The organism is Novosphingobium fuchskuhlense (genome assembly GCF_001519075.1).
In the GTDB taxonomy this organism is placed as follows: domain Bacteria; phylum Pseudomonadota; class Alphaproteobacteria; order Sphingomonadales; family Sphingomonadaceae; genus Novosphingobium; species Novosphingobium fuchskuhlense.
Window position 1 is genome coordinate 827,872 of record NZ_KQ954244.1, and the last position, 23,800, is coordinate 851,671.

General features: G+C 65.7%; 22 protein-coding genes. 18 read left to right on the forward strand and 4 right to left on the reverse strand.

Annotation, left to right across the window (positions count from 1 at the left end):
* The first annotated feature begins 9 nt into the window (after window positions 1-9).
* Window positions 10-489 (forward strand): dihydrofolate reductase, encoded by a 480-nt coding sequence (locus tag AQZ52_RS03710; RefSeq protein WP_156424862.1) that lies wholly within the window; start codon window positions 10-12, stop codon window positions 487-489.
* Entirely contained in the window at window positions 489-1,409 is a 921-nt protein-coding gene (locus AQZ52_RS03715; protein WP_067906550.1) for a bifunctional riboflavin kinase/FAD synthetase, read from the forward strand. The genes AQZ52_RS03710 and AQZ52_RS03715 overlap by 1 nt, the downstream gene beginning before the upstream one ends.
* Here AQZ52_RS03715 and AQZ52_RS03720 read toward each other — a convergent pair.
* Window positions 1,406-1,900, reverse strand: a complete 495-nt coding sequence (locus AQZ52_RS03720) for a TspO/MBR family protein (protein WP_067906551.1) — start codon at window positions 1,898-1,900, stop codon at window positions 1,406-1,408. The genes AQZ52_RS03715 and AQZ52_RS03720 overlap by 4 nt on opposite strands.
* 129 nt (window positions 1,901-2,029) lie before the next feature.
* Here AQZ52_RS03720 and AQZ52_RS03725 point away from each other — a divergent pair, with 129 nt between their 5' ends.
* The 4 genes from AQZ52_RS03725 to AQZ52_RS03740 are packed head-to-tail and all read left to right on the forward strand — an operon-like array spanning window position 2,030 to window position 6,975.
* Window positions 2,030-3,067 (forward strand): glycerophosphodiester phosphodiesterase family protein, encoded by a 1,038-nt coding sequence (locus AQZ52_RS03725; protein ID WP_169793709.1) that lies wholly within the window; start codon window positions 2,030-2,032, stop codon window positions 3,065-3,067.
* Window positions 3,068-3,116: 49 nt separating this feature from the next.
* A complete protein-coding gene (gene ileS, locus AQZ52_RS03730; protein ID WP_067906553.1) occupies window positions 3,117-6,044 on the forward strand; it encodes an isoleucine--tRNA ligase in 2,928 nt (975 codons plus the stop codon).
* A complete protein-coding gene (gene lspA / locus AQZ52_RS03735) occupies window positions 6,041-6,562 on the forward strand; it encodes a signal peptidase II (protein WP_067906554.1) in 522 nt (173 codons plus the stop codon). The genes ileS and lspA overlap by 4 nt, the downstream gene beginning before the upstream one ends.
* Window positions 6,562-6,975: a DUF3035 domain-containing protein gene (locus AQZ52_RS03740; protein ID WP_067906555.1), complete on the forward strand. Its 414-nt coding sequence runs from the start codon at window positions 6,562-6,564 to the stop codon at window positions 6,973-6,975. The genes lspA and AQZ52_RS03740 overlap by 1 nt, the downstream gene beginning before the upstream one ends.
* A 51-nt stretch (window positions 6,976-7,026) precedes the next feature.
* Here AQZ52_RS03740 and AQZ52_RS03745 read toward each other — a convergent pair whose 3' ends face one another.
* Window positions 7,027-8,352, reverse strand: coding sequence for a hemolysin family protein (locus AQZ52_RS03745; RefSeq protein WP_067906556.1), 1,326 nt, complete (start codon window positions 8,350-8,352; stop codon window positions 7,027-7,029).
* Window positions 8,353-8,509: 157 nt separating this feature from the next.
* On the opposite strand from AQZ52_RS03745, the gene AQZ52_RS03750 reads away from it, so the two are divergent.
* A complete protein-coding gene (locus tag AQZ52_RS03750; protein ID WP_067906557.1) occupies window positions 8,510-9,202 on the forward strand; it encodes a YiaD family glycine zipper/OmpA-like lipoprotein in 693 nt (230 codons plus the stop codon).
* A gap of 75 nt (window positions 9,203-9,277) precedes the next feature.
* A complete protein-coding gene (locus AQZ52_RS03755) occupies window positions 9,278-10,279 on the forward strand; it encodes an aldo/keto reductase (RefSeq protein ID WP_067906558.1) in 1,002 nt (333 codons plus the stop codon).
* A 160-nt stretch (window positions 10,280-10,439) separates the two neighbouring features.
* On the opposite strand, the gene AQZ52_RS03760 is transcribed toward AQZ52_RS03755, so the two are convergent.
* A complete protein-coding gene (locus AQZ52_RS03760) occupies window positions 10,440-11,216 on the reverse strand; it encodes a 3'(2'),5'-bisphosphate nucleotidase CysQ (RefSeq protein ID WP_067906559.1) in 777 nt (258 codons plus the stop codon).
* Window positions 11,217-11,436: 220 nt separating this feature from the next.
* On the opposite strand from AQZ52_RS03760, the gene sucC reads away from it, so the two are divergent.
* The 3 genes from sucC to AQZ52_RS03775 all read left to right on the forward strand — a co-directional run bounded on the left by sucC (window position 11,437) and on the right by AQZ52_RS03775 (window position 14,246).
* The gene (sucC, locus tag AQZ52_RS03765) at window positions 11,437-12,636 is read left to right on the forward strand and encodes an ADP-forming succinate--CoA ligase subunit beta (RefSeq protein ID WP_067906560.1); all 1,200 of its coding nucleotides are present in this window, start codon (window positions 11,437-11,439) and stop codon (window positions 12,634-12,636) included.
* 3 nt (window positions 12,637-12,639) lie between these two features.
* Window positions 12,640-13,524: a succinate--CoA ligase subunit alpha gene (gene sucD, locus AQZ52_RS03770; RefSeq protein WP_067906561.1), complete on the forward strand. Its 885-nt coding sequence runs from the start codon at window positions 12,640-12,642 to the stop codon at window positions 13,522-13,524.
* A 164-nt stretch (window positions 13,525-13,688) separates the two neighbouring features.
* A complete protein-coding gene (locus AQZ52_RS03775) occupies window positions 13,689-14,246 on the forward strand; it encodes a hypothetical protein (RefSeq protein WP_156424769.1) in 558 nt (185 codons plus the stop codon).
* A gap of 10 nt (window positions 14,247-14,256) precedes the next feature.
* On the opposite strand, the gene AQZ52_RS03780 is transcribed toward AQZ52_RS03775, so the two are convergent.
* Window positions 14,257-15,678, reverse strand: a complete 1,422-nt coding sequence (locus AQZ52_RS03780) for a helix-turn-helix domain-containing protein (protein WP_067906563.1) — start codon at window positions 15,676-15,678, stop codon at window positions 14,257-14,259.
* Between the two features lie 120 nt (window positions 15,679-15,798).
* Between AQZ52_RS03780 and AQZ52_RS03785 the strand changes: the two genes are divergently transcribed.
* The 7 genes from AQZ52_RS03785 to AQZ52_RS03815 are packed head-to-tail and all read left to right on the forward strand — an operon-like array spanning window position 15,799 to window position 23,799.
* A complete protein-coding gene (locus tag AQZ52_RS03785) occupies window positions 15,799-17,325 on the forward strand; it encodes an acyl-CoA carboxylase subunit beta (protein WP_067906564.1) in 1,527 nt (508 codons plus the stop codon).
* A gap of 9 nt (window positions 17,326-17,334) precedes the next feature.
* Complete coding sequence (locus tag AQZ52_RS03790; protein WP_156424770.1) at window positions 17,335-17,682, forward strand: hypothetical protein; 348 nt, start codon at window positions 17,335-17,337, stop codon at window positions 17,680-17,682.
* A gap of 5 nt (window positions 17,683-17,687) precedes the next feature.
* Window positions 17,688-18,866, forward strand: a complete 1,179-nt coding sequence (locus tag AQZ52_RS03795) for an acetyl-CoA C-acyltransferase family protein (protein WP_067906566.1) — start codon at window positions 17,688-17,690, stop codon at window positions 18,864-18,866.
* A gap of 2 nt (window positions 18,867-18,868) precedes the next feature.
* Window positions 18,869-19,309, forward strand: coding sequence for a methylmalonyl-CoA epimerase (mce, locus tag AQZ52_RS03800; protein ID WP_067906567.1), 441 nt, complete (start codon window positions 18,869-18,871; stop codon window positions 19,307-19,309).
* A gap of 17 nt (window positions 19,310-19,326) precedes the next feature.
* Complete coding sequence (gene scpA / locus AQZ52_RS03805) at window positions 19,327-21,468, forward strand: methylmalonyl-CoA mutase (RefSeq protein ID WP_276203268.1); 2,142 nt, start codon at window positions 19,327-19,329, stop codon at window positions 21,466-21,468.
* 4 nt (window positions 21,469-21,472) lie between these two features.
* Window positions 21,473-21,778 (forward strand): DUF1330 domain-containing protein, encoded by a 306-nt coding sequence (locus AQZ52_RS03810; protein WP_067906569.1) that lies wholly within the window; start codon window positions 21,473-21,475, stop codon window positions 21,776-21,778.
* Window positions 21,778-23,799, forward strand: a complete 2,022-nt coding sequence (locus AQZ52_RS03815) for an acetyl-CoA carboxylase biotin carboxylase subunit (protein WP_067906570.1) — start codon at window positions 21,778-21,780, stop codon at window positions 23,797-23,799. The genes AQZ52_RS03810 and AQZ52_RS03815 overlap by 1 nt, the downstream gene beginning before the upstream one ends.
* Window position 23,800: the final 1 nt, after the last annotated feature.

Consider the following 23,800-nt stretch of genomic DNA (forward strand, 5'->3'; position numbering starts at 1 on the left):
ATGGCGCAAATGATCTTCCTGATCGTGGCGCGCGCCAGCGACGGCACGATCGGCGATAAAGGTGCCCTTCCGTGGCGCTTGCCGGCGGACCTCAAGCGCTTCAAGGCGCTCACCATGGGCAAGCCGATGATCATGGGGCGCAAGACCTTCGCCTCGTTGCCGGGGCTGCTGCCGGGGCGGCGGCATATCGTGCTGACGCGCGATGCGGACTGGTCTGCGCCGGGGGCCGAGGTGGCACACGATGTCGCGGGCGCGCTGGCGCTGGCGGGCGAGGGCGAGGTTGCCGTGATCGGCGGCGCGGATGTGCTCGCACAGTTCGAGGCCCATGCGCAGCGCTATGAACTGACCGAAGTTCACGGCGAGTATGCGGGCGATACCGTGCTGCCCTATCCGGCGGCACCGTGGCGCGAGACGGCGCGGGAGCGCTTTCCCGCCGAGGGCGGCATTCCGGCGCATGACTTCGTGACCTTTGTGCGGGGGGCGGCCTGATGCGCCTCCACGCCAGCGAACCCATGCCCGAGGCCCTGCGCGGCGCTGTCATCGCGCTGGGCAATTTCGATGGGTTTCATCTGGGCCATCAGGCCGTGGCGGGCGAGGCGGTGCGCTGGGCGCGCGAGATGGGGCGGCCGGCGATCATTGCCACGTTCGATCCCCACCCGGTGCGCCACTTCAAGCCCGACGCGCCGCCGTTTCGCCTGACCACGCTGGATCAGCGGGAGGCGCTGTTCACCGCGGCCGGGGCCGATGCGATGCTGGTGTTCGCCTTCGATGGCGCACTGGCGGCGACAACGGCGGACTCGTTCGTGCGTGATCTGCTCAGTGCGCGGCTCGGCGCGGCGGCGGTGGTGACGGGCGAGGACTTCACCTTCGGCCGGGCGCGCGGCGGCAATATCAGTGTCCTGCGTGAAGTCGGCGCAGAGGTTGGGCTCGAAGCCCGCGCGGTCGGGCCGGTGCTGCTTGACGGCGAGGTCGTCTCCTCCAGCCGTATCCGCGATGCGCTGGTGGCGGGCGATCCGCAGGAAGCCGCGCGCCTTCTGACGCGGCCCTTCGCGATCAAAGGCCCGGTGCAGCACGGCGACAAGGTGGGCCGCACGATCAATTTCCCGACCGCGAACCTTGATATCGGCAGCTATCTGCGGCCGCGATACGGCATCTATGCGGTGACCGGGCATCTGCCTGATGGCCGCGTGCTGAAAGGCGCGGCCAATATCGGCATCCGCCCGACGTTCGATCCGCCCAAGGAGCTGCTCGAGCCGCACTTCTTCGATTTCAGCGGTGATCTCTATGGGCAGGAGATCGAGGTGGCGTTCCACCATTTCCTGCGCGGCGAGGCGAAGTTCGACAGCCTTGATGCGCTAGTGGCGCAGATGGGGCGCGATTGCGACGAGGCGAAGCGCCTGCTGGCTTAGGCCGGCGGGTAGGCGATCATCACGCTGAGGACGTAGCCGCCCCAGAAGGCGGTCGGCACGATCAGCCAGGGTGCACGGCGTGCGCGGCCGCGCAGCACCAGCATGACCGCGACTGCGACGATCAAGGTAAGCACGGTGCCCCAGAATGCGGCCGCATTGCGCTGCAGGCCGCCGGTGTAGAACGGATAGGCGATGCACAGCGCGGCGAGCGCGAAAGGCGTCCACGAGCGCCAGCCGGAATCGCCGCTGCCGCGCACATAGACCCAGCGCGCCGCGCCCATCAGGCCAAGCAGGACCGTCCAGACAAGGCCGACCACGGCGCCGGGCGGGATCATCGGCATCTGCCTGCCGGGCCGCGCCCAGCCGATGGCAAAGAGGAAGCCGTTGATCGCGATCGTCACGGCCAGCAGCAGGCCGACATGGACGGCGAGTGCCCAGGGACCTTCGGCACGGAGGAGCGGACTGCGATGCGCGTGTTGCTGGGTGGCCATGCGAGGCAGTCTAGCCCATGGCGCAGCGCTGCGCCATCCGCCGCGCCGCGAGGAAGCGTTTGACTTGCCGGCCATGCTGCGCAAGCAATGTCGGGCAAGTCCAATACAGTCTCGGGGGCGCGTTTTTCGGTGATCTGGCTTCGCGGTTTGGCGTTTTTCGGCGCTCTCGGCTTTCTGGCACTCACTTTTGTCAATGCGAGTTGGCTGGCGGACAATCCCAAGGGGCACCTGAGATTGATCGCAAATGGCGGTATTTCGCAGCAATACACAGCGGCGGGACGCAGCAGCCCTTGCCCCGCGACCGCGATCCAGCCGCCGCTGCACGACTATATCGCCGACACCGCGCGGTCAGTGCAGATGGCGCGGCGGATGGGGGCGGACCTTGTGACGCTCGATGTGGCGCGCACGGCGGACGATGCGCTGGTGCTCTATCCCGATGCAGAGCTCGATTGCCGCAGCAACGGCAAGGGTCCGGTTGCCGCGCAGCCGCTGAAGGCCGTGCAGGCGCTCGATCCCGGCTATGGCTATACGGCAGACGGCGGCAAGACCTTCCCCCTGCGCGGCAAGGCCATCAACACCATCCCGACGCTCGACGAGGTGATCGAGGCCGATCCCAAGGGCCGCTATTTCTTCCGCTTCGTGGCGGATGACGCGCAGGCGGCCAAGGTGCTCGCCGCGCGGCTCAAGGCGCTCGGGCGTGATCCGGTGACGGCGGGTGACGGGTTCAGCGGCGGACCGGCGGCGATTGCGGCGGTGCGCGCGGCCTGGCCCGGGGCCTGGGCGTTCGATCCAGCGCAGGCGTCGGCGTGCACTGCAGCCTATCGGGCGACCGGGTGGATAGGCTTCCTCCCCGGTGCCTGCAAGGGCGGCACGATGCTGGCGCCGCTTGATGCGACCTTCACGCTGTGGGGCTGGCCCAACCTGACGGTGAACCGCATGACGGCGGGCGGCGGGCAGATGCTGGCGGTGCGCACTGGCGCGGGCACCGGCGTGGGCACTGGGCTGCTCCACGCGCGCGATCTGCCCTCGATCCCGATCACCTATCGCGGCTATGTGCTGGTCGACGATTACTGGACAGTCGGGCCGGCGCTGCGCCCCACGCTCGACAAGCGCACCAATGCCGAGGCGCTGGCGGCGCAGGAGCGGGATGAAGCGGCAAGCGAATAGGCGGCGAGTGTTTGCAGGATGCCGAGCGCGGCGCTAAGGCCCGCCGATCATGACCGACGCTCCTCGCCAAGAAACCCCCGACTTTCGCTCGACCGTCTTCCTGCCGAAGACCGATTTCCCGATGAAGGCCGGCTTGCCGCAAAAGGAGCCGGGCATTCTTTCGCGCTGGCAGGGCGAAGGGCTTTATCAGCATCTGCGGGAAGCGCGGCGCGGCGCGGAGAAGTTCATTCTCCATGATGGCCCGCCTTATGCCAATGGCGACATGCATATCGGCCATGCGCTGAACCATATCCTGAAGGACATGGTGTGCCGCACGCAGAGCCTGCTCGGCAAGGACGCGCCCTATGTGCCCGGCTGGGATTGCCATGGCCTGCCCATCGAGTGGAAGGTCGAGGAAGAGTACCGCAAGAAGAAGAAGAACAAGGACGAGGTCCCGCCGGTCGAGTTCCGCGCCGAATGCCGCGCTTATGCCCAGAAGTGGGTGGACGTGCAGCGCGAACAGCTCAAGCGCCTCGGCATCCAGGGCGATTGGGACCATCCCTATCTGACGATGGACCCGGAAGCGGAAGGCACCATCGTTGCCGAACTGCTGAAGTTTGCGGAAAGCGGCCAGCTTTATCGCGGCGCGAAGCCGGTGATGTGGTCGCCGGTGGAGAAGACGGCGCTGGCGGAAGCCGAGGTCGAGTACGAGGATATCGTTTCGACCCAGATCGACGTGGCGTTCGAGATTGTGGAATCGCCGATTGCCGGACTGGTCGGCGCGCATGCGGTGATCTGGACGACGACGCCTTGGACGATCCCGGTGAACCAGGCTTTGGCTTATGGGCCGGAGGTTAGCTACACGTTGCTTCATACAGCTACGGGCCGATATCTGGTCGCGGCAGCTCTCGCCGATGACTTCATCGAGCGAACAGGTCTTGAAGCCACCAAATCAAGTTCACCTCTGACAGTCGCGAATGGAGATGAAGTCGGCGTCTTCGGCGCAGACCCCCGCTCTTACTTCACATTCCCAGGGACGGCGATTGCCGGCACCATCTGCCGCCACCCGATGCACAATCTCGGCGGGTTCTTCGCCAAGCCGCGCCCCATGCTCCCCGGTGATTTCGTCACGACCGACAGCGGTACGGGCCTTGTCCATATGGCTCCGGACCATGGCGAGGACGACTTTGCGCTGTGCAAGGCCCACGGGATCGAGCCGGTGTTCGCGGTGCTGGGCGATGGCAAGTACCGCGAGGACTGGGGCTGGCTCGGCGGGCAGGGCTCGGTGATCAATCCCAAGTTCAATGCGCCGGACGGGCCGATCTGCGAGGCGCTGCGTGAGGCTGGCGGCTTGCTGGCGGCGAGCGCGGACTACAAGCATTCCTACCCGCATTCGTGGCGTTCGAAGGCCAAGGTGATCTATCGCTGCACGCCGCAGTGGTTCGTGCCGATGGACCGGGCGGTCGATATGCCACACGCCGAAAGCCGGGCGGAAAACCGCTGGGACAACGAAGGCGGGGCGCTGGAACATCCAAACGCCACGCTGCGCCAGATCGCGGTGCAGGCCATCGCGGATACGCGCTGGGTGCCCGAGAAGGGCCGCAACCGCATCGGCGCGATGGTCGAGGGGCGGCCGGACTGGGTGCTTTCGCGCCAGCGCGCGTGGGGCGTGCCGATCACGCTGTTTGTGGACCGCAAGACTGGCCAGTACCTCGATGACCCCGCCGTCAACGCGCGGATCGTGGCGGCGGTGCGCGCGGGCGGTGTTGATGCGTGGTCCGAGGAGCGCGCGCAGGAGTATCTCGGCAGCGACTACAAGCTGGAGGACTACGAGCGCGTCACCGACATTCTCGACGTGTGGTTCGATAGCGGCAGCACGCATGCCTTCGTGCTCGAATCGGGCAAGTGGCCCGATCTGCTGCGGCCTGAGGGCTACACCGGCCCGCATGCCGATCTCTATCTCGAAGGCTCCGACCAGCATCGCGGCTGGTTCCAGTCCTCGCTGCTGGAAGCCTGCGCCACGCGGGGCCACGCGCCCTACAAGGCGGTGCTGACCCACGGCTTCACCATGGATGCCAAGGGCATGAAGATGTCCAAGTCCTTGGGCAACACGATCTCGCCCATCGACCTGATGAAGGAATATGGCGCGGATATCCTGCGGCTGTGGGCGCTCTCGGTCGATTTCACCGAGGACCACCGGATCGGGAAGGAAATCCTCGCCGGGGTGGCCGACCAGTACCGCAAGCTGCGCAATACGTTCCGCTATCTGCTGGGCGCGCTGGATGGGTTCGACTGGGACGCGGAAGGCGTCGAGGCAAGCGAAATGCCCGAGCTGGAGCGCTACATGCTGCACCGGCTCTCGGAGCTCGATGCGACGCTGCGGCAGGCCATCGCGGACTTCGATTTCAACACCTACACCCGCGTGCTGATCGATTTCTGCAACGAGGACCTCTCGGCGTTCTTCTTCGATATCCGCAAGGACTGCCTCTATTGCGATGCGCCTGCGGACCCCAAGCGCCGCGCCTATCGCACGGTGCTCGATGTGCTGTTTCACGCGCTGGTGCGCTATGCTGCGCCGGTGCTGGTGTTCACGTCGGAGGAAGTGTGGACGACGCGGTTCCCGGATCGCGGCAGCGTGCATCTGGAGGCGCTGCGCGATCTGCCGGCGGACTGGCTTGATGCGGCGCTTGCCGAGCGGTTCGAAGGCCTGCGCGCGCTGCGCACCACGGTGACCGAGGCGATCGAGCCGCTGCGCCGCGACAAGGTGATCGGATCGAGCCTGCAGGCCGAAGTTGTCGTACCGGCCGGTGTGCCTGAGGCTGATCTGGCCGAACTGTTCATCACCGCGTCAGTCACGCGCGGGCAGGGCGAGGGCGTGGAAATCGTGCCGACCTCGCATCACAAGTGCGGCCGCTGCTGGCGGCACCTGCCCGAAGTGGCCGAGGACAGCGCGCTGTGCGGGCGCTGCGACGACGTTGTCGCGGGGATGGACGCGTGAGGAACCGCCTCACGGGATTTGGCCTGGCGCTCGGCGTCTTCGCGCTCGACCGTGCGATCAAGGCGCTGATGGCGGGGCCGCTCGATCTGCAGGCCGTTGGTGTCGTCAAGCTGCTGCCGTTCTTTGATCTGCGCTGGACCGAGAATTACGGCGTTTCCTACGGCATGTTCACCGCGCAATCGAGCGAGACCAAGTTCGCGCTGCTGGCGATGACCGGGCTGATCGCCTGCGGCGTGGCTGTTTGGATGCTGCGCGAGAAAGTGCTGGGCGAGATCCTCGCTCTCGCGCTCGTGCTGGGCGGCGCGCTGGGCAATATCTACGACCGGTTCACGCGCGGATATGTGATCGATTATGCGGATTTGCATATCGGCCAGTGGCGGCCGTTCCTGATCTTCAATCTTGCCGATGCGGCGATCACCGTGGGCGTGCTGATACTGCTTGCCCGGTCGCTGCTTTCGCGCGAAAAGCCCGCCAAATCGGCGGATGCTGCCAATGATACCGCCACGGAGACTGTTTGATGCGTAAGGCCACCTCGATCCTGATGCTTGCCGGCGGTGCGATGCTGCTCGGCGCGTGTTCGCAGGGGGGCTCGTTGTTCAACCGCATCCGGCCTGATGAATTTGCGGTGACCCGGCAGGCCCCGCTGGTGGTGCCGCCCGATTTCGCGCTGATGCCGCCCAATCCCGGCGCGCCGCGCCCGCAGGACCTCGACAGCTCGAAGCAGGCGCTCGATGCGCTGTTCGGCGGCCCGGCTCCGCGCAGTGCCGTGGAAAGCGACGCGCTGGGCAAGGCCGGCGCTTCGGCTGTGGGCATCCGCAACACGGTTGGCGATCCCAAGACCAAGACCGTGGCCAAGGGTGCCGCGGTGCGCGATCTGCTGGCCGCCCCCGAGGGCGACGGGCGCGAGGCGCAGGCCAGCATTCCGGGCTGATTGCCTGATCCTCCCTGTTGTGGCGAAGCCCAAACGGGGAGGGCTCCAGCCTCAGCCGTCCAGCACCGGCGCGGCGGGGGCCGGCTTGATCCTGCTTGCCAGCAGCTTGTCGATCTTGCGGCCGTCCATATCAACCACCTCGAAGCGCCAGCCCTGATCGTGGAAGTGCTCGCCTTCGGTGGGGAGACGCTTCAGGACCGATAGCGCGAAGCCCGCAGCCGTGGCGAAATCGCGGTCTTCGGGGAGTTCGATGCCGAGCCGGTCGGCCAAGGCATCGGCGGGGAGTGCGCCCGATAGCAGCAGCGAGCCGTCCTCGCGCTCGACGATCATCGGCGCATCGCCTTCATCGCCATGCGCGACGAAATTGCCGACGATGGCATCGAGCAGGTCGGCGGGCGTGACGATGCCTTCGAGGTGGCCATACTCGTCGTGGACAAGCGCGATGGCGATCTCGGCCTGCTGGATCACGCGCAACGCGTCCATCGTGTCGAGCTGGTCGGGCACGATCGCGGGCTTCTTCATCAGCCGGGCGAGGATGACCTTGCGCCCGCGCAGCAGCACGGAGAGCACGTCGCGCACCTTGACCACGCCGACGACATTGTCGACCGAACCATCGGCCACGAGCAGGAGCGAATGCGGGCTGTCGGCAATGGCGGCGCGCAGATCCGCCTCGGGCGCGCGGCGCTCGATCCAATGGAGTTCGGTGCGCGGGGTCATCACTTCGCGCACGGGCCGGTCGGCGAGGCGCATGATGCCGGTCATCAGCGCGCGTTCGTCTTCCTCGATCACGCCGGAGCGGGTCGCCTCGGCGAAGATCATGTGGAGTTCCTCGGCTGTAACGTCCTGCTCGCTGGTGCGGTTCACGCCGAACAGGCGCAGCAGGAACGAGGAGGAGCTGTCGAGCGTCCAGACGAAGGGGGCGGTCATGCGGGCCATGAGCTGCATCGGCGCGGCGGCGACGATCGCGATGGGCTCGGCCGCGCGCAGGGCGAGCTGCTTGGGCACGAGTTCGCCGACAACCAGGCTGAGGAAGGTGGTCACCGCGATCACGAGCACGAAGCCCACGATAGGAGCCCATTCGCCGGGCAGGCCGAGCGCGGCGAGGCGCTCACCGGTCGGCCCGCCGAGGCTGGCGCCGGAATAGGCGCCGGCGACGATGCCGATGAGTGTGATGCCGATTTGCGCCGTGGAGAGCAGTTTGCCGGGGTCCGCCGCCAGTTCGAGCGCCAGTTTCGCGCCCTTGCTGCCGCCCTCTGCCGCGACTTTCAGCCGGGCTGGACGTGCCGAGACAATCGCCAGTTCCGTCATGGAAAACAGGCCGTTGAGAAGGACCAGCCCAAGAATGATGAAGGCGTCGGGCCAAGGATAAGGGGTCACGCAAAGGGCGCTAGCAGATTTGCGCTGCCGCATGAAGGCCTGCTATTCGGCTCGCGTTCAGGATGAAACGGCGATTAGGCTCGCTGGGACCGCAAGAGGCGGCAGCAGTTCAATGATAGGGGCTCTCCCGCGAGGGTCCGTTCACAGGGGAAGTACCATGAAAATCCGGCGCGTTCTTGTCTCCAGCCTTTGCGCTGTTTCGCTCGTCAGCCTCTCGGCCTGCGTGACCGACCCCAACACCGGCCAGCAAAAGGTTTCGCGCACCGCGATCGGCGCAGGTGGCGGCGCGCTGGCGGGTCTGCTGCTGGGCGGTCTGATCGGCGGCGGCACCGGGCGCATCATCGGTGCCGGCATCGGCGGCGTGGCGGGTGCGGCGGTCGGCTACACCTACGACAAGCAGATCAAGCAGCTGCGCGAGCAGACTGCGGGCACCGGCGTCGATGTCTCTCCGGTCGATGGTGGCAAGGCGATTCTCGTCAACCTGCCCAACGGCGTGACCTTCGATACCGACAGCACGGTGATCAAGCCGGCCTTCCGCGACACGCTCGACAAGGTGGCACAGAGCCTCGTGCAGTATCCGGATTCGCTGATCGACGTTTACGGGTACACCGATTCGACCGGCTCGGAAGCGTACAACATGACGCTATCGCAGAACCGGGCGCGCGCCGTGGCCGACTATCTGGCCTCGCGCGGGGTGAACCCGGGCCGCGTCCGCAGCCAAGGCTATGGCGAGTCCAACCCGGTGGCATCGAACGCAACCGAAGAAGGCCGCTCGGCCAACCGCCGCGTGGAAATCAAGATCGTGCCCGTGACGCAGGAAGACGTGGCGCGGGCGCGTTCCGGCCAGTAAAAAGATCATGTGCTTCAGCCGGGTTGACGAAGCGTCGGCCCGGCTGGCATCGCTCCGGACAAAGGAGTCCGGAGCATGACCTTTACCCGCCGCACGATTGGCGCCCACGAGACCAACCCCATCGGCCTTGGCTGCATGTCGCTGAGCTGGGCCTATGGCACGCCGCCTTCGGACGAGGACGGCAAGCGCCTGCTCGCACGCGCGCTGGACCTTGGTTATGACCACCTCGATACCGCGCGGATCTATGGCGACGGGCACAACGAGACGCTGATCGGCGAGGCGCTTTCGGGCCAGCGCAACCGCTTCTTCCTCGCCAGCAAGACCGGGATCATCGTCGACGGCAAGGCGCGGCGGATCGATTGCAAGCCAGAAACGATCCGGGGCGCGCTCGAAACCTCGCTGCGGCTGCTCAAGACCGACCACATCGACCTCTATTACCTCCACCGCCGCGATTTCACCGTGCCGATCGAGGAATCGGTCGGCGCGCTGGGTGATCTGGTGCGCGAGGGGAAGATCGGCGGGATCGGCCTCTCCGAAATGTCCGCCGAAACGGTGCGCCGCGCCCATGCCGAACACCCCATCGCCGCGCTGCAGACCGAATACTCGCCGATGACGCGCAATCCTGAGATCGCGGTGCTGGATGTGTGCCGCGAGCTGGGGATCACTTTCGTGGCGTTCTCGCCGGTGTGCCGGGGCCTGCTGGTGGACGAACGGCCCGATCCCGCCGCGATGCCCAAGAGCGATATCCGCCCCAACATGCCGCGCTTTCAAGGCGACAACTGGGCGCATAACCTGAGCCTTGCCGAAGCCTTTGCCGCGCTGGCCGCGCGCGAGGGCGTGACGGCGGCGCAGCTGGCGCTCGGCTGGGTGCTGGCGCGCGGGCCGCATGTTGTGGCGATTCCGGGCACGTCGCGGCAGGATCATCTGGCCGAGAATATTGCGCGGTGGGATTGGGAACCCTCCGCCGCGCTGGTCGCCGAGGTGGATGCGCTGATCAATCACCAGACCGTGGCGGGGCACCGCTATGGGCCGGTGATGCAGGCGACGATTGATACGGAAGAGTTTGAGGCGGCCTAACTCCACACTGTGTCATCCCCGTTTTTTCGTCATTCCCGCCTTCGAGGGAATGACGAAGGGTGCGCGCGCGGACGCTGGGTATGATGCTTCGACAAGCTCGGCATGAGCGGCGTCGGGGGTGCAGTAGAAACCGATGGCGGTGGGGTGTGGTCCGGCGGAGTTAAGCCATCCGGCTCGCGCGTTCCGCCAGCCGGTCCACCGCCGCCGCGTGAATCGCGGGCGCTGCCGCCAGCAAGCCAAACGCGCGGGGGTCGCGCTTGTTATAGGCCAGCGGCGCGCCGAAGGCGTCGCTCACCGCCGCGCCGGCTTCGCGCGCAATCAGGGTCGCGGCGGCGATGTCCCATTCGTAGCCCCAGCGCAGGGTGGCGAGGAGGTCGGCTTCGTTGGCGGCGACCATGGCGATGCGGAGCGCGATGGAGTTGGGCTTGTCGACGAGGATGAGGTCGTGGTCGACGCGGGGGAGGGCGTCTGCGGGAACGCGGGCTCCGGTGAGTTCGAGGCGGTTGCTGGCGGTCAACGGCATGTCGTTGCGGGTCGCGCCTTGTCCGGCGATGGCCTCCCAGTATTCGCCGCGGGCGGGGGCATCGAGCGCGCCGATGAGGGGGCGGCCTTCGGAAATGAGCGCGACGGAGACGGCCCAGCCGGGGCGGCCACGCACGAAATCGCGGGTGCCGTCTATCGGATCGACCAGCCAGCACAGGCCTTTGCCGAGGCGGGACGGGTCGTCGACGGTTTCTTCCGAGAGCCAGCCGGCGGAGGGCAGGAGGGCGCCCAGTTCCTGCTTGAGGTAGGTATCGACGGCGAGATCGGCGGCGGAGACGGGGTTGTTCGGGGACTTGTCCCACACTTCGAGCGCGTGGCCGTGGCCGGGCCAGCTGGCGAGGGCCAGACGTCCGGCTTCGGCCATGATGGCGCGGAAGCGGTCGAAATCGATCATCGCCGTTTGCGATGCGGGTTTGGCGGGCTCGGCGCAAGGGGCTCGTGAGGTGGACGGGCCTGTCGTGCATTCGTATTCGGTACCGCAGGCGGCGAATGCATCCCTGCAGGCGCAATTGGGGTGTGCGAACCCTTTTCAAGCCTTTAGTCGTGTGCTTAAGGCAGCGCGACCTTACGGGTTCAATCCGCAGCTCTCCTTCTCTCTGACGCGGGGATCACGCATGAACGTTCATGAATATCAGGCCAAGGAATTGCTCAGCCGTTTTGGCGTCGGCATTCCGGCGGGCATTGCTGCCCTGACCGTTGAAGAAGCGGTTGCCGCCGCGAAGCAGCTGCCCGGGCCGCTCTATGTGGTGAAGGCGCAGATCCACGCTGGTGGCCGCGGCAAGGGCAAGTTCAAGGAACTCCCCGCCGATGCCAAGGGCGGCGTCCGGCTGGCCAAGTCGGTCGAGGAGGTCGAGGCCTTCGCCAGGGAAATGCTCGGCAACACGCTGGTGACGGTGCAGACCGGCGCGGCGGGCAAGCAGGTCAACCGGCTCTACGTCACCGATGGCGTCGATATCGCCAAGGAATACTACCTCTCGATGGTGGTGGACCGCGCGACCGGCCGGGTGGCGATGATCGTCTCGACCGAAGGCGGCATGGACATCGAAGAAGTGGCGCACTCGACGCCCGAGAAGATCGCGACGATCACCATCGATCCGGCGCAGGGCTTCATGCCGCACCACGGCCGTGCCGTGGGCTATGCACTGAAGCTGACGGGCGAGCTCAACAAGCAGGCGGGCACGATCGCCAAGCAGCTCTACACCGCGTTCATGGCGCTCGATTGCGACATGCTGGAGATCAACCCTCTGGTGGAAACCAAGGACGGGAATCTCCTGGTGCTCGACACCAAGATGAGCTTCGATTCGAACGCCCTCTACCGCCACCCCGATGTCGTCGCCCTGCGTGACGAGACCGAGGAAGACCCGGCGGAGATCGAAGCCAGCAAGTACGACCTCGCCTACATCAAGCTCGACGGCAACATCGGCTGCATGGTGAACGGCGCCGGCCTTGCCATGGCGACGATGGACATCATCAAGCTGAACGGCGAATTCCCGGCCAACTTCCTCGATGTGGGCGGCGGCGCCACCACCGAGAAGGTGACGGCGGCGTTCAAGCTGATCCTTTCGGATCCGGCGGTGAAGGGCATTCTCGTCAACATCTTCGGCGGGATCATGAAGTGCGACATCATCGCCGACGGCATCGTTGCCGCCGCGAAGGAAGTGAACCTTCAGGTTCCGCTCGTCGTGCGCCTCGAAGGCACCAACGTGCAGCAGGGCAAGGACATCCTTGCCGGCTCCGGTCTCCCCATCGTTCCTGCCAACGACCTTGGCGATGCCGCGCAGAAGATCGTGGCCGCCGTTCGGAAGGTTTCCTGAACCATGTCGATTCTCGTCAACAAGCACACCAAGGTCATCACCCAGGGGATGACCGGCAAGACCGGCGCGTTCCACACGCAGGCTGCGCTCGACTACGGCACGCAGATGGTCGCGGGCGTGACCCCCGGCAAGGGCGGCACCAGCCACATCGGCCTGCCGCAGTATGACACCGTCGCCGAAGCCAAGGCCGCGACCGGCGCAACTGCCAGCTGCATCTACGTGCCGCCTCCGGGCGCGGCGGACGCCATTCTCGAGGCGATTGACGCGCAGATGGAATTGATCGTGTGCATCACCGAAGGCATTCCGGTGCTCGACATGGTGCGCGTGAAGCGTGCGCTTCAGGGTTCGAAGTCGCGCCTGATCGGGCCGAACTGCCCTGGCGTGCTGACGCCGGACGAGTGCAAGATCGGCATCATGCCGGGCTCGATCTTCAAGAAGGGCTCGGTGGGCGTCGTCTCGCGTTCGGGCACGCTGACCTATGAGGCGGTGTTCCAGACCTCTAATATCGGCCTGGGCCAGACCACGGCTGTCGGCATCGGCGGTGATCCGGTAAACGGCACCAACTTCATCGACGTGCTCGAGCTGTTCCTGGCGGACGAAGAGACCAAGTCGATCATCATGATCGGCGAAATCGGCGGCGACGCCGAGGAGAAGGCCGCGCAGTTCCTGATCGACGAGGCCAAGCGTGGCCGCAAGAAGCCGATGGCCGGCTTCATCGCGGGCCGCTCGGCGCCTCCGGGCCGCCGCATGGGCCACGCCGGCGCGATCGTTTCGGGCGGCAAGGGCGATGCGGAAAGCAAGATCGCGGCGATGGAAGCGGCGGGCATCCGCGTGTCGCCGTCGCCGAGCTTGCTGGGCGAGACGCTGGCGGAAGTGCTGAAGGGCTGAGGTTTTCTCGCCTTTGGGATAAGGGAAGGGCCGGGGGGAAGCCTCCGGCCTTTTCTGTGGTCGGGATCGTGGCGCGGGAGGAGGGACGGAGTGAAGCGGTGGCCTGACGGCCAAACTGAAATCTGATAATGATATTGTGCCAGTCGGCCATTGGGGGAGCCCGCATGTTCTTTGTTCTCGGCATTCTGGCGGCAGCCGCATCGTCAGCGAATGTTCCCGCAGACGATGCTCTCGCCAACATCACCGCCGGGCACTTGCTGTGTTCAAACCCTGATGCGACGACCCGGACGTGCACGACGATTGATACTTATTCGCTAGCTGCAGACGGAACCATCACCGACGCTGGCGAGCTGATGATCAGCGAAACGCCTCTGATCTCGCTCACGACGACTGCGATTGTGCACATAGAGAACGGGGCCATCTGCGGCACGATGCGGGAGGCCGACCTGCTCAATGGCAAGGTCCGTTTGAATGGGGAGCTCCTCCCAACGGACCGCAACGCCGCTGTTGTCGCGAAGCTGGTCGAAAAATACGGGTCCATGTTCGGCAGGCAGGCTTGCGAGACCGTCAGCCTGATTGACGGCAAGCTCTTGAAGTTTGGACAGATTGAGCGGGTTGACATCAAGCTACCTGGCAAGCCGGTGAAGTGGGTCGCGGCAGGCGATGGATACAAAGTCGGACCGCGAGCGCCGGCATCTGAGTCTCAGGCGGCTCGACAATAGGCCCGCAGGGCTACCCCTCCACGATCCGGTAGGGCACCAGATCGCGCTGGCTCGGATCGACCGCGATGGCCTTGTCGCTAGGAGGGAAGGCGCGCTGGTCGCAGGTGTCGCGGGGGCAGATGCGGCAGGAGATGCCGATGCGCGTGACCGCGTCCTCGTTCGTCAGGTTGAGGCCGTCGGCGTAGACGAATTCGTCCGCCAGCGCGGCTTCGCAGCCGAGGACCACGGCGTAGCGGCGGGGCTGGCGGTAGTAGCTGCCGCTGGGTTTGACGAGGCCCTTGGCGATCGAGACGTAGCGGATGCCGTCGGGCATTTCGGCGAGCTGGACGTGGATGCGGTCCGGGATGGCGACGGCTTCGTGGACGATCCACAAGGGGCAGGCGCCGCCGAAGCGGCCGAACTGCAGGCGGGTGGCGGAGTGGCGCTTGGTGATGTTGCCGGCCATGTCGACCCGCGCGAAGAACACGGGGATGCCGCGCGCCTGCGGGCGCTGGAGGGTGGAGAGGCGGTGGCAGCACTGCTCGAAGCTCACGTGGAAGAGCTGGCGCAGCCGGTCGATATCATGGCGCAGCTTGCGCGCCGCGCTGCGGAAGCGTTCATAGGGCATGAGGAGCGCGCCCGCGGCGTAGTTGCCGAGGCCGACGGTGAGGAGGTGGCGCGCGGCCTCCGTCTGCAGCGGCGCGGAGGCGACGATATCGGTGATCTGCTCGGAGAGCGCCAGCGCGGCGACCTGGTACGCGAGCTGGAAGCGGCTCGATTCGTTGGGCTGGGCGGAATCGAGCTGGAGGTGCCGGCGGGCCGCGTCGAAGCGGCGCAGGGCGACGCCGCTGGCCCATTCGATCGACACGCCCTCGCGGCGCAGCCATTGCTGCATGGTGCGGATGCGCGGGCTGGCTTCGTCTCCGGCGATCTGGTGGGCGAGCGTTTCGGCATCGCGGTCGATTCGGTCGACATAGTTGTTGGCGAGGTGGAACCAGTCGCGCACCTCCTCCCATGGCAGGCGGCCACCCGCTATTTCCGAACCGCCAAGATCGAAGCCTATCGCCTCGTCGAGCATTTCGAGGCGCTGGCGGCCCTTGGCGAAGAGGCCGTGGAGGGTGATGAAGTTCTCCGCGAATTGCGGGAACTGGCGAGCGAGGCGCTCGACCTGATCGGCGGGAATGCCGCCGGGGAGCTGCGGATCGGCAAGCGCCTCGCGCAGCGATTCTGCGAGCGTATCAGCATCTGGCGGGGCGAAATCGGCCCAGTCGATAGGGAAGGCGGCGCGCAGCCGTTCTGCGAGCGCGGGGGTGAGGTGGCGCTCGTCGGTTTCGAGCTGCGAGAGATAGGGCGCGCTGATGCCGAGCGCGTGGGCCATCTCCGCCTGACGCAGGCCGCGGCGCTGGCGCAGGGTGCGCAGGGCCTGCCCTGCAAAGAGCCTTCGGTTTGCCATGAACGTGATCCTAGTTTGCAAACTAGAGCTTTGCAACTTTGCTGAATTGCATTGGACAGCCGCGCTGCAATGCGGCATCCGCCTCGGCCTTGAACGCCTGCAGTCGAGGAATGCTCACGCATGTCTGCCAATATCGCCGAAATGGAAAAGCGCCGCGAGGCGGCCCGCATGGGCGGCGGCCAGCGCCGCATCGATGCCCAGCACGCCAAGGGCAAGCTGACCGCGCGCGAGCGGCTTGATATCCTGCTCGACGAGGGCAGCTTTGAAGAGATTGACGCTTACGTCGAGCACAACTGCGTCGATTTCGGCATGCCGGAGCAGACCGTGCCGGGCGACGGCGTGGTGACCGGTTCGGGCACGATCAACGGGCGCCTCGTCTATGTGTTCAGCCAGGACTTCACCGTGTTCGGCGGCGCGGTTTCCGAGCGGCACGCGATGAAGATCTGCAAGATCATGGACACCGCGCTCAAGGTCGGCGCACCGGTGATCGGGCTGAATGACAGCGGCGGCGCGCGCATTCAGGAAGGCGTCGCGAGCCTTGGCGGCTATGCCGAGATCTTCCAGCGCAATGTCCTCGCCAGCGGCGTGGTGCCGCAGCTTTCCCTCATCATGGGCCCCTGCGCGGGTGGCGCGGTCTATTCGCCCGCGATGACCGACTTCATCTTCATGGTGAAGGACAGCTCCTACATGTTCGTCACCGGCCCGGACGTGGTGAAGACGGTGACCAACGAGATCGTGACGCAGGAAGAGCTGGGCGGCGCGGTGACGCATTCGACCAAGACCTCGGTGGCCGATCTCGCCTGCGAGAACGATATCGAGGCGCTGCTGATGGCGCGCGAGTTCTTCGATTACCTGCCGCTGACCAACCGTTCCGGCGTGCCCGAGCGGCCGACGGCGGATGCGTGGGACCGGCTGGAGCCGAGCCTCGACACGATCATCCCCGCCTCGGCCAACCAGCCCTATGACATGCATGAGGTGATCGCCAAGACTCTCGACGAGGGCGAGTTCTTCGAGATCCAGCCCAAGCATGCCGCGAACATCATCTGCGGGTTCGGGCGGATCGAGGGCAAGACGGTGGGCGTGGTGGCCAACCAGCCGATGGTGCTGGCGGGCGTGCTCGATATCAATTCCTCCAAGAAGGCGGCGCGGTTCGTGCGCTTCTGCGATGCCTTCGAAATTCCGATCGTCACCTTTGTCGATGTGCCGGGGTTCCTGCCGGGCACCGCGCAGGAACTGGGCGGGATCATCAAGCACGGCGCCAAGCTGCTGTTCGCCTATGCCGAAGCGACCGTGCCCAAGATCACCGTGATCACGCGCAAGGCCTATGGCGGCGCTTATGACGTGATGGCCTCCAAGCACTTGCGCGGCGATCTCAACTACGCCTGGCCGACCGCCGAAATCGCGGTGATGGGCGCGAAGGGCGCGGTGGAAATCATCTTCCGCGGGCTTTCGACCGAAGAGCAGGCGGTGAAGACCAAGGAATACGAAGACCGCTTCGCCAACCCGTTCGTGGCGGCGAGCAAGGGCTTTGTGGACGAGGTGATCTACCCGCATTCCACCCGGAAGCGCATTGCGCTGGGGCTGCGCAAGCTGCGGAACAAGAGCCTCGAAAACCCTTGGAAGAAGCACGACAATATTCCGCTGTGAGTGAGGCTGATGGACCTGAAGCTGAAGCTTGCGAACTTAGCGATATTACTGGGTTTCCTCGGTTCGGCGGCCAGCTGGGTGATTGGCTGGAATATCGAAACGAGGGTGTTCAGCAGCCCAGTCTATGTTGTGAAGACACTGACCCGAACCGACGTAACTTGGATCAAGAGCAAGGCCTACTACCTCGAACCAGAGTATGCCGTGGCTTTCAGGACATCAGTTCTCGCGTTTCCATGGGCTATGGGTTTGGCTTTGTTAGGTGGCGGCTATGTCGAACTCCGGAAGCGGAAGAGCAAATCGGAGCAAGCCAAGTTGCTGGCGCAGTCAGCGCAGGAACGAGACGAAAGTAAGGAATAACGCGAATGACTGACATCTTCATCGTTTCCGGCGCGCGCACGGCCATTGGCACGTTTGGCGGCAGCCTCGCCTCGTTCCGTCCGGCGGATCTGGGCACCATCGTGATCAAGGAGGCGATTGCCCGCGCCGGGATCAGCGCGGACAAGGTCGAGAACGTGGTGATCGGCACTGTCGTGCCGACGCAGCCGAAGGACGCGTATGTCAGCCGCGTCGCGGCGGTGAACGCGGGTGTGCCGATCGAAAGCCCGGCGATGAACGTGAACCGGCTCTGCGGTTCGGGTCTGCAGGCGATTGTTTCCGCCGCGCAGGGGATTGCGCTGGGCGAGCAGCAGATTGCCGTCGGCGGGGGCTGCGAGGTCATGTCGAACGCGCCGCATATGGTGCTCACCGCGCGGAACGGCCAGAAGATGGGCGATCAGGTGCTGATGGACGCCATGCTCGGCGCGCTCCACGATCCCTTCGAGAACATCCACATGGGCGTGACGGCGGAGAACGTGGCCGAGCGCCACCAGATCACGCGTGAGGCGCAGGACGCGCTGGCGGTGGAAAGCCACAAGCGCGCGGCGGCGGCGACGGCTGCGGGCTACTTCAAGGAGCAGATCGTCCCGGTCGAGATCAAGACCCGCAAGGGCGTGACCGTGTTCGACACCGACGAGCATTTCCGCGCCGATGCCAGCGTGGAAGCGATGGCCACGCTGAAGCCGGTGTTCAAGAAGGACGGGACTGTGACGGCGGGCAATGCCAGCGGCATCAACGACGGCGCAGGCGCGGTCGTGCTGGCGAGCGGCGAAGCGGTGGCCGAGCATGGGCTGAAGCCGATTGCCAAGATCCTCGCCTGGGGCCATGCGGGCGTGGAGCCCAACGTAATGGGTCTCGGCCCGGTCAAGGCCGTGCCGGTGGCGCTGAAGCGCGCGGGGCTGACGCTCGACCAGATCGACGTGATCGAGAGCAACGAGGCGTTTGCGGCGCAGGCCTGCGGCGTTGCCAAGGAGCTGGGCTTCGATCCGGCCAAGACCAATCCCAACGGCTCGGGCATTTCGCTCGGCCACCCGATTGGTGCGACGGGCGCGATCCTGACAATCAAGGCGGCCTACGAGTTGCAGCGCACCGGCGGCCAGTACGGTCTCATCACGATGTGCATCGGCGGCGGTCAGGGCATCGCCATGGTGATCGAGAGGGTCTGATCATGAAGCTCGGCAGGCTCAACCATATCGGCGTTGCGACGCCTTCGATTGCGGACAGCATTGTGTTCTGGCGCGACGTGATGGGCGCGACGAAGATCCATGAGCCCTTCGACCTGCCGGAGCAGGGCGTGAAGGTGTGCTTCGTCGACACGCCGGGTGCGGATGGCGCGCTGAACGGCACGCAGATCGAACTGATCGAGCCGCTGCCGGGCAATACCGGGATCGCCGGCTTTCTGGCGAAGAACCCCGCCGGGGGGCAGCACCACATGTGCTACGAAGTGCCCGATATTCACGCGGCCAAGGCGGCGTTCGAGGCGCTGGGCAAGCGCGTGCTGGGCGAGCCGCGCATCGGGGCGCATGGGACGCTGATCTTCTTCGTCCACCCCAAGGACATGGGCGGGGTGCTGACCGAGATCATGGAGACGCCGAAAGAGGCGCATTGAACCGCTTTAGGGACAAGATCATGGCGAATATCGAAGACTGGCAGAAGGCCGCCTCGAAGGAAGTGAAGGGCAAGGACCTCACCTGGCAGACGCCGGAAGGCATTGCCGTGAAGCCGCTCTATACGGCGGAGGACGTTAGCGTCGATCCGGGTCTGCCGGGCTTCGCGCCGTTCACGCGCGGGGTGCGGGCTTCGATGTATGCGGGGCGGCCCTGGACGATCCGGCAATATGCGGGCTTCTCCACCGCCGAGGAATCGAACGCATTCTATCGCCGCAATCTGGCGGCGGGGCAGAAGGGCCTGTCGGTCGCCTTCGATCTGGCGACGCACCGCGGGTATGACTCGGACCACCCGCGCGTGGTCGGCGATGTCGGCAAGGCGGGCGTGGCGATCGATTCGGTCGAGGACATGAAAATCCTGTTCGACGGGATTCCGCTCGATCAGATGTCCGTTTCGATGACCATGAACGGCGCGGTGATTCCGATCCTCGCGTTCTTCATCGTGGCGGGCGAGGAGCAGGGCGTGGCCCGCGCGCAGCTCGACGGGACCATCCAGAACGACATCCTCAAGGAGTTCATGGTCCGCAACACCTACATCTACCCGCCCGAGCCTTCGATGCGGATCATCTCGGACATCTTCGGCTATACCAGCCGCGAGATGCCGAAGTTCAACTCGATCTCGATTTCCGGCTATCACATGCAGGAAGCCGGGGCGACGCAGGTGCAGGAGCTGGCCTTCACCATCGCCGACGGCATGGAATACGTGAAGTACGGCGTCGCCTCGGGCCTCGATATCGACAAGTTTGCCGGGCGCCTGTCGTTCTTCTTCGCCATCGGGATGAACTTCTTCATGGAAGTGGCCAAGCTGCGCGCCGCGCGCGTGCTGTGGCACCGGGTGATGACGCAGCTCGGCGCGCAGGATGAACGCAGCAAGATGCTGCGCACGCACTGCCAGACTTCGGGCGTGAGCTTGCAGGAGCAGGACCCCTACAACAACGTGATCCGCACCACGATCGAGGCGATGGCCGCGATGCTGGGCGGCACGCAGTCGCTCCACACCAATGCGCTCGATGAAGCCATCGCGCTGCCGACCGACTTTTCCGCGCGCATTGCCCGCAACACGCAGATCGTGATCCAGGAAGAGACCGGCATGACCAAGGTGGTCGATCCGCTGGGCGGGTCGTATTACATCGAGGCGCTGACGCAGGAACTGGTCGACAAGGCGTGGGAGATCATCGAGCGCGTCGAGGCCGAAGGCGGCATGGCCAAGGCCGTGGCGGCGGGCTGGCCCAAGGCGATGATCGAGGAAGCCGCTGCCGGACGGCAGGCGCGGGTGGACCGGGGCGAGGACGTGATCGTCGGCGTCAACAAGTACCGCCTTGCGAGCGAAGACCAGCTCGATACGCTCGAAGTCGACAACATGGCGGTGCGCGAGGGCCAGATCGCGCGGCTGAAGTGGGTGCGTGAAAATCGCGACGAGACCAAGTGCCGCGCGGCTTTGAACGCGCTGACCGAGGGCGCGAAGACCGGCGGCAATCTGCTGGAGCTGGCGGTTGAAGCCGCACGGCACCGCGCCACGCTGGGCGAGATTTCGGACGCGATGGAGATCGTGTTCGGCCGCCACGGCACGCATCCCACGCCGGTTCGCGGCGTCTACAGCGCCTATTATGCCGGGGATGCGCGCTACCAGCAGGTGCTGGACGGCGTGGAAGCCGTGACGCGCCGTCTGGGCCGCGCCCCGCGCATGCTCGTCTCCAAGATGGGCCAGGACGGGCATGACCGCGGCGCGAACGTGATCGCCTCCGCGTTTGGTGACATGGGCTTCGATGTGACGAGCAGCCCGCTGTTCCAGACGCCCGAGGAAGCCGCCAAGCTGGCGCTGGAGGCCGATGTCGATGCGGTCGGCGCGTCGAGCCTTGCGGCGGGGCACAAGACGCTGATCCCCGAACTGATCCGCCACCTGCGCGAGGCGGGCCGCAGCGATATCAAGGTCGTCGCGGGCGGGGTGATCCCGCCGCAGGACTACGATTTCCTGCGCGAGGCCGGGGTGCAGGGCATCTATGGCCCGGGCACCAATGTGGTTGAAGCGGCGGCGGATATGCTGCGCCTGCTGGGGCACAATATGCCGCCTGCTGGCGAAGAACTGGCGGCGGCGGAATAAGCCCGTGGCCGAGACGCCCAAAGGCTATGTCGTCGCCGAAGTCGACGTCCACGATGCGGAAGGCTTCGCAGCGTATCGCGCTGCAGTGCCCGGCGTCATCGCGCAGTACGGCGGACGCTACGTGACGCGCGGCGGCGCGATCACGGGCGTCGAGGGCGATGCGCCGACGGGCCGCATCGTGATTGTCGAATTTCCCAGCAAGGCGCAGGCCGAAGCCTTTGTGAATTCAGCCGAATATGCCCCGGTGGCGGCGATCCGCCAGCGGACCAGTTCCTCGCGCCTCTTCGTTGTTGAAGGTGTAGACCTCTGATGTTCAAGAAAATCCTCATCGCCAACCGGGGCGAGATTGCATGCCGCGTCATCAAGACCGCGCGGCGGATGGGTATCCAGACCGTCGCGGTCTATTCGGATGCCGATGCGCGGGCGCCGTTTGTGAAGATGGCGGATGAAGCGGTGCATATCGGGCCTTCGCCTGCTGCGCAGAGCTACCTGATCGCGGACAAGATCATCGCGGCCTGCAAGCAGACGGGCGCCGAGGCGGTGCATCCGGGCTATGGCTTCCTTTCGGAGCGCACGAGCTTTGCCGAAGCGCTTGCGGCAGAAGGCATCGCGTTTATCGGGCCGCCTGTGAACGCGATTGCCGCGATGGGGGACAAGATCGAATCGAAGAAGCTGGCGAAGGCGGCGGGCGTCAATGTCGTCCCCGGCTTCGTGGGCGAGATCGAGGATACCGAGCACGCGGTGCGCATCTCGGACGAGATCGGCTATCCGGTGATGATGAAGGCCTCGGCCGGCGGCGGCGGCAAGGGCATGCGGCTGGCGTACTCCGAGAAGGACGTGCGCGAGGGCTTCGAGGCGGTGAAGCGCGAGGGGCTGAACTCGTTCGGCGATGACCGCGTGTTCATCGAGAAGTTCATCCTCAATCCGCGCCACATCGAGATCCAGATCCTCGGAGATCAGCACGGCAACATCCTCTATCTCAACGAGCGCGAATGCTCGATCCAGCGGCGGCACCAGAAGGTGGTGGAGGAAGCGCCCTCGCCTTTCGTGACGCCCAAGATGCGCAAGGCGATGGGCGAGCAGTGCGTCGCGCTCTCCCGCGCGGTGGGCTATTACTCGGCAGGCACGGTGGAACTGATCGTCTCGGGCGCGGACCCCAGCGGCGAGAGCTTCTACTTCCTCGAAATGAACACCCGCCTGCAGGTGGAGCACCCGGTGACCGAAGCCATCACCGGCATCGATCTGGTCGAGCAGATGATCCGCGTCGCGGCGGGCGAAACGCTTGCCTTCGCGCAGGACGACATCGGCATCGACGGCTGGGCGATCGAGAACCGCGTCTATGCCGAAGACCCCTATCGCGGCTTCCTGCCCTCGACCGGGCGGCTCGTGCGATATGATCCGCCGGTGGAAGGCTGGACCGACGACGGTACAGCCAATGGCCGCCGCGGCGTGGACGGCGTTCGCGTGGACGACGGCGTCTATGAAGGCGGCGAAGTCTCGATGTTCTACGATCCGATGATTGCTAAGCTCGTCACCTGGGGCGAAACCCGCGACGAGGCGGCGGACCGGCAGATCGAGGCGCTCGATGCGTTCGAGATCGAGGGGCTGGGCCACAACATCGATTTCGTCTCGGCGATCATGCAGCACCCGCGCTTCCGTTCGGGCGAGCTCACCACCGGCTTTATCGCCGAGGAGTACCCCGACGGGTTCCACGGCGCGGCGACCTCTGACGAAACGCTGCGTTCGCTTGCGGCACTGGCGGGCTTCCTTGCCACGGCGCGGGCCGACCGGGCACGGCAGGTTGACGGGCAATTGGGTGATACGCTCGATCCGCCGTCCGAATGGGCAGTGCGCATCGGCGAGACCGACTTTGCCGTGACAGTGGATGAGGAAGCGATCACCGTCGATGGTGCTGAGATCGACCTCGCGCTTGAATACACGCCGGGTGACCGGGTGGTGGCCGCCGAAGTCGGCGGAAAGCCGCTGACGGTGAAGGTTGCCGCGCGCGCGGCGGGCTTCAAGCTGACGACGCGCGGCGCGAGCCACGACGTGCGCGTGCTCCCGGCGCGAATCGCGCCGCTGACGCGGCACATGATCGCCAAGGTCGCGCCCGACATGTCGAAATACCTCGTCTGCCCGATGCCCGGGCTGCTCGTGGCGCTGCATGTCGGTGTAGGTGATACGGTCGAGGCCGGACAGCCGCTCGCCGTGGTCGAGGCCATGAAGATGGAGAACATCCTGCGGGCCGAGAAATCGGGCAAGGTGAAGGCGGTGAACGCGGCGCAGGGCGAAAGCCTCGCGGTGGATGCGATCATCCTAGAAATGGAGTAGA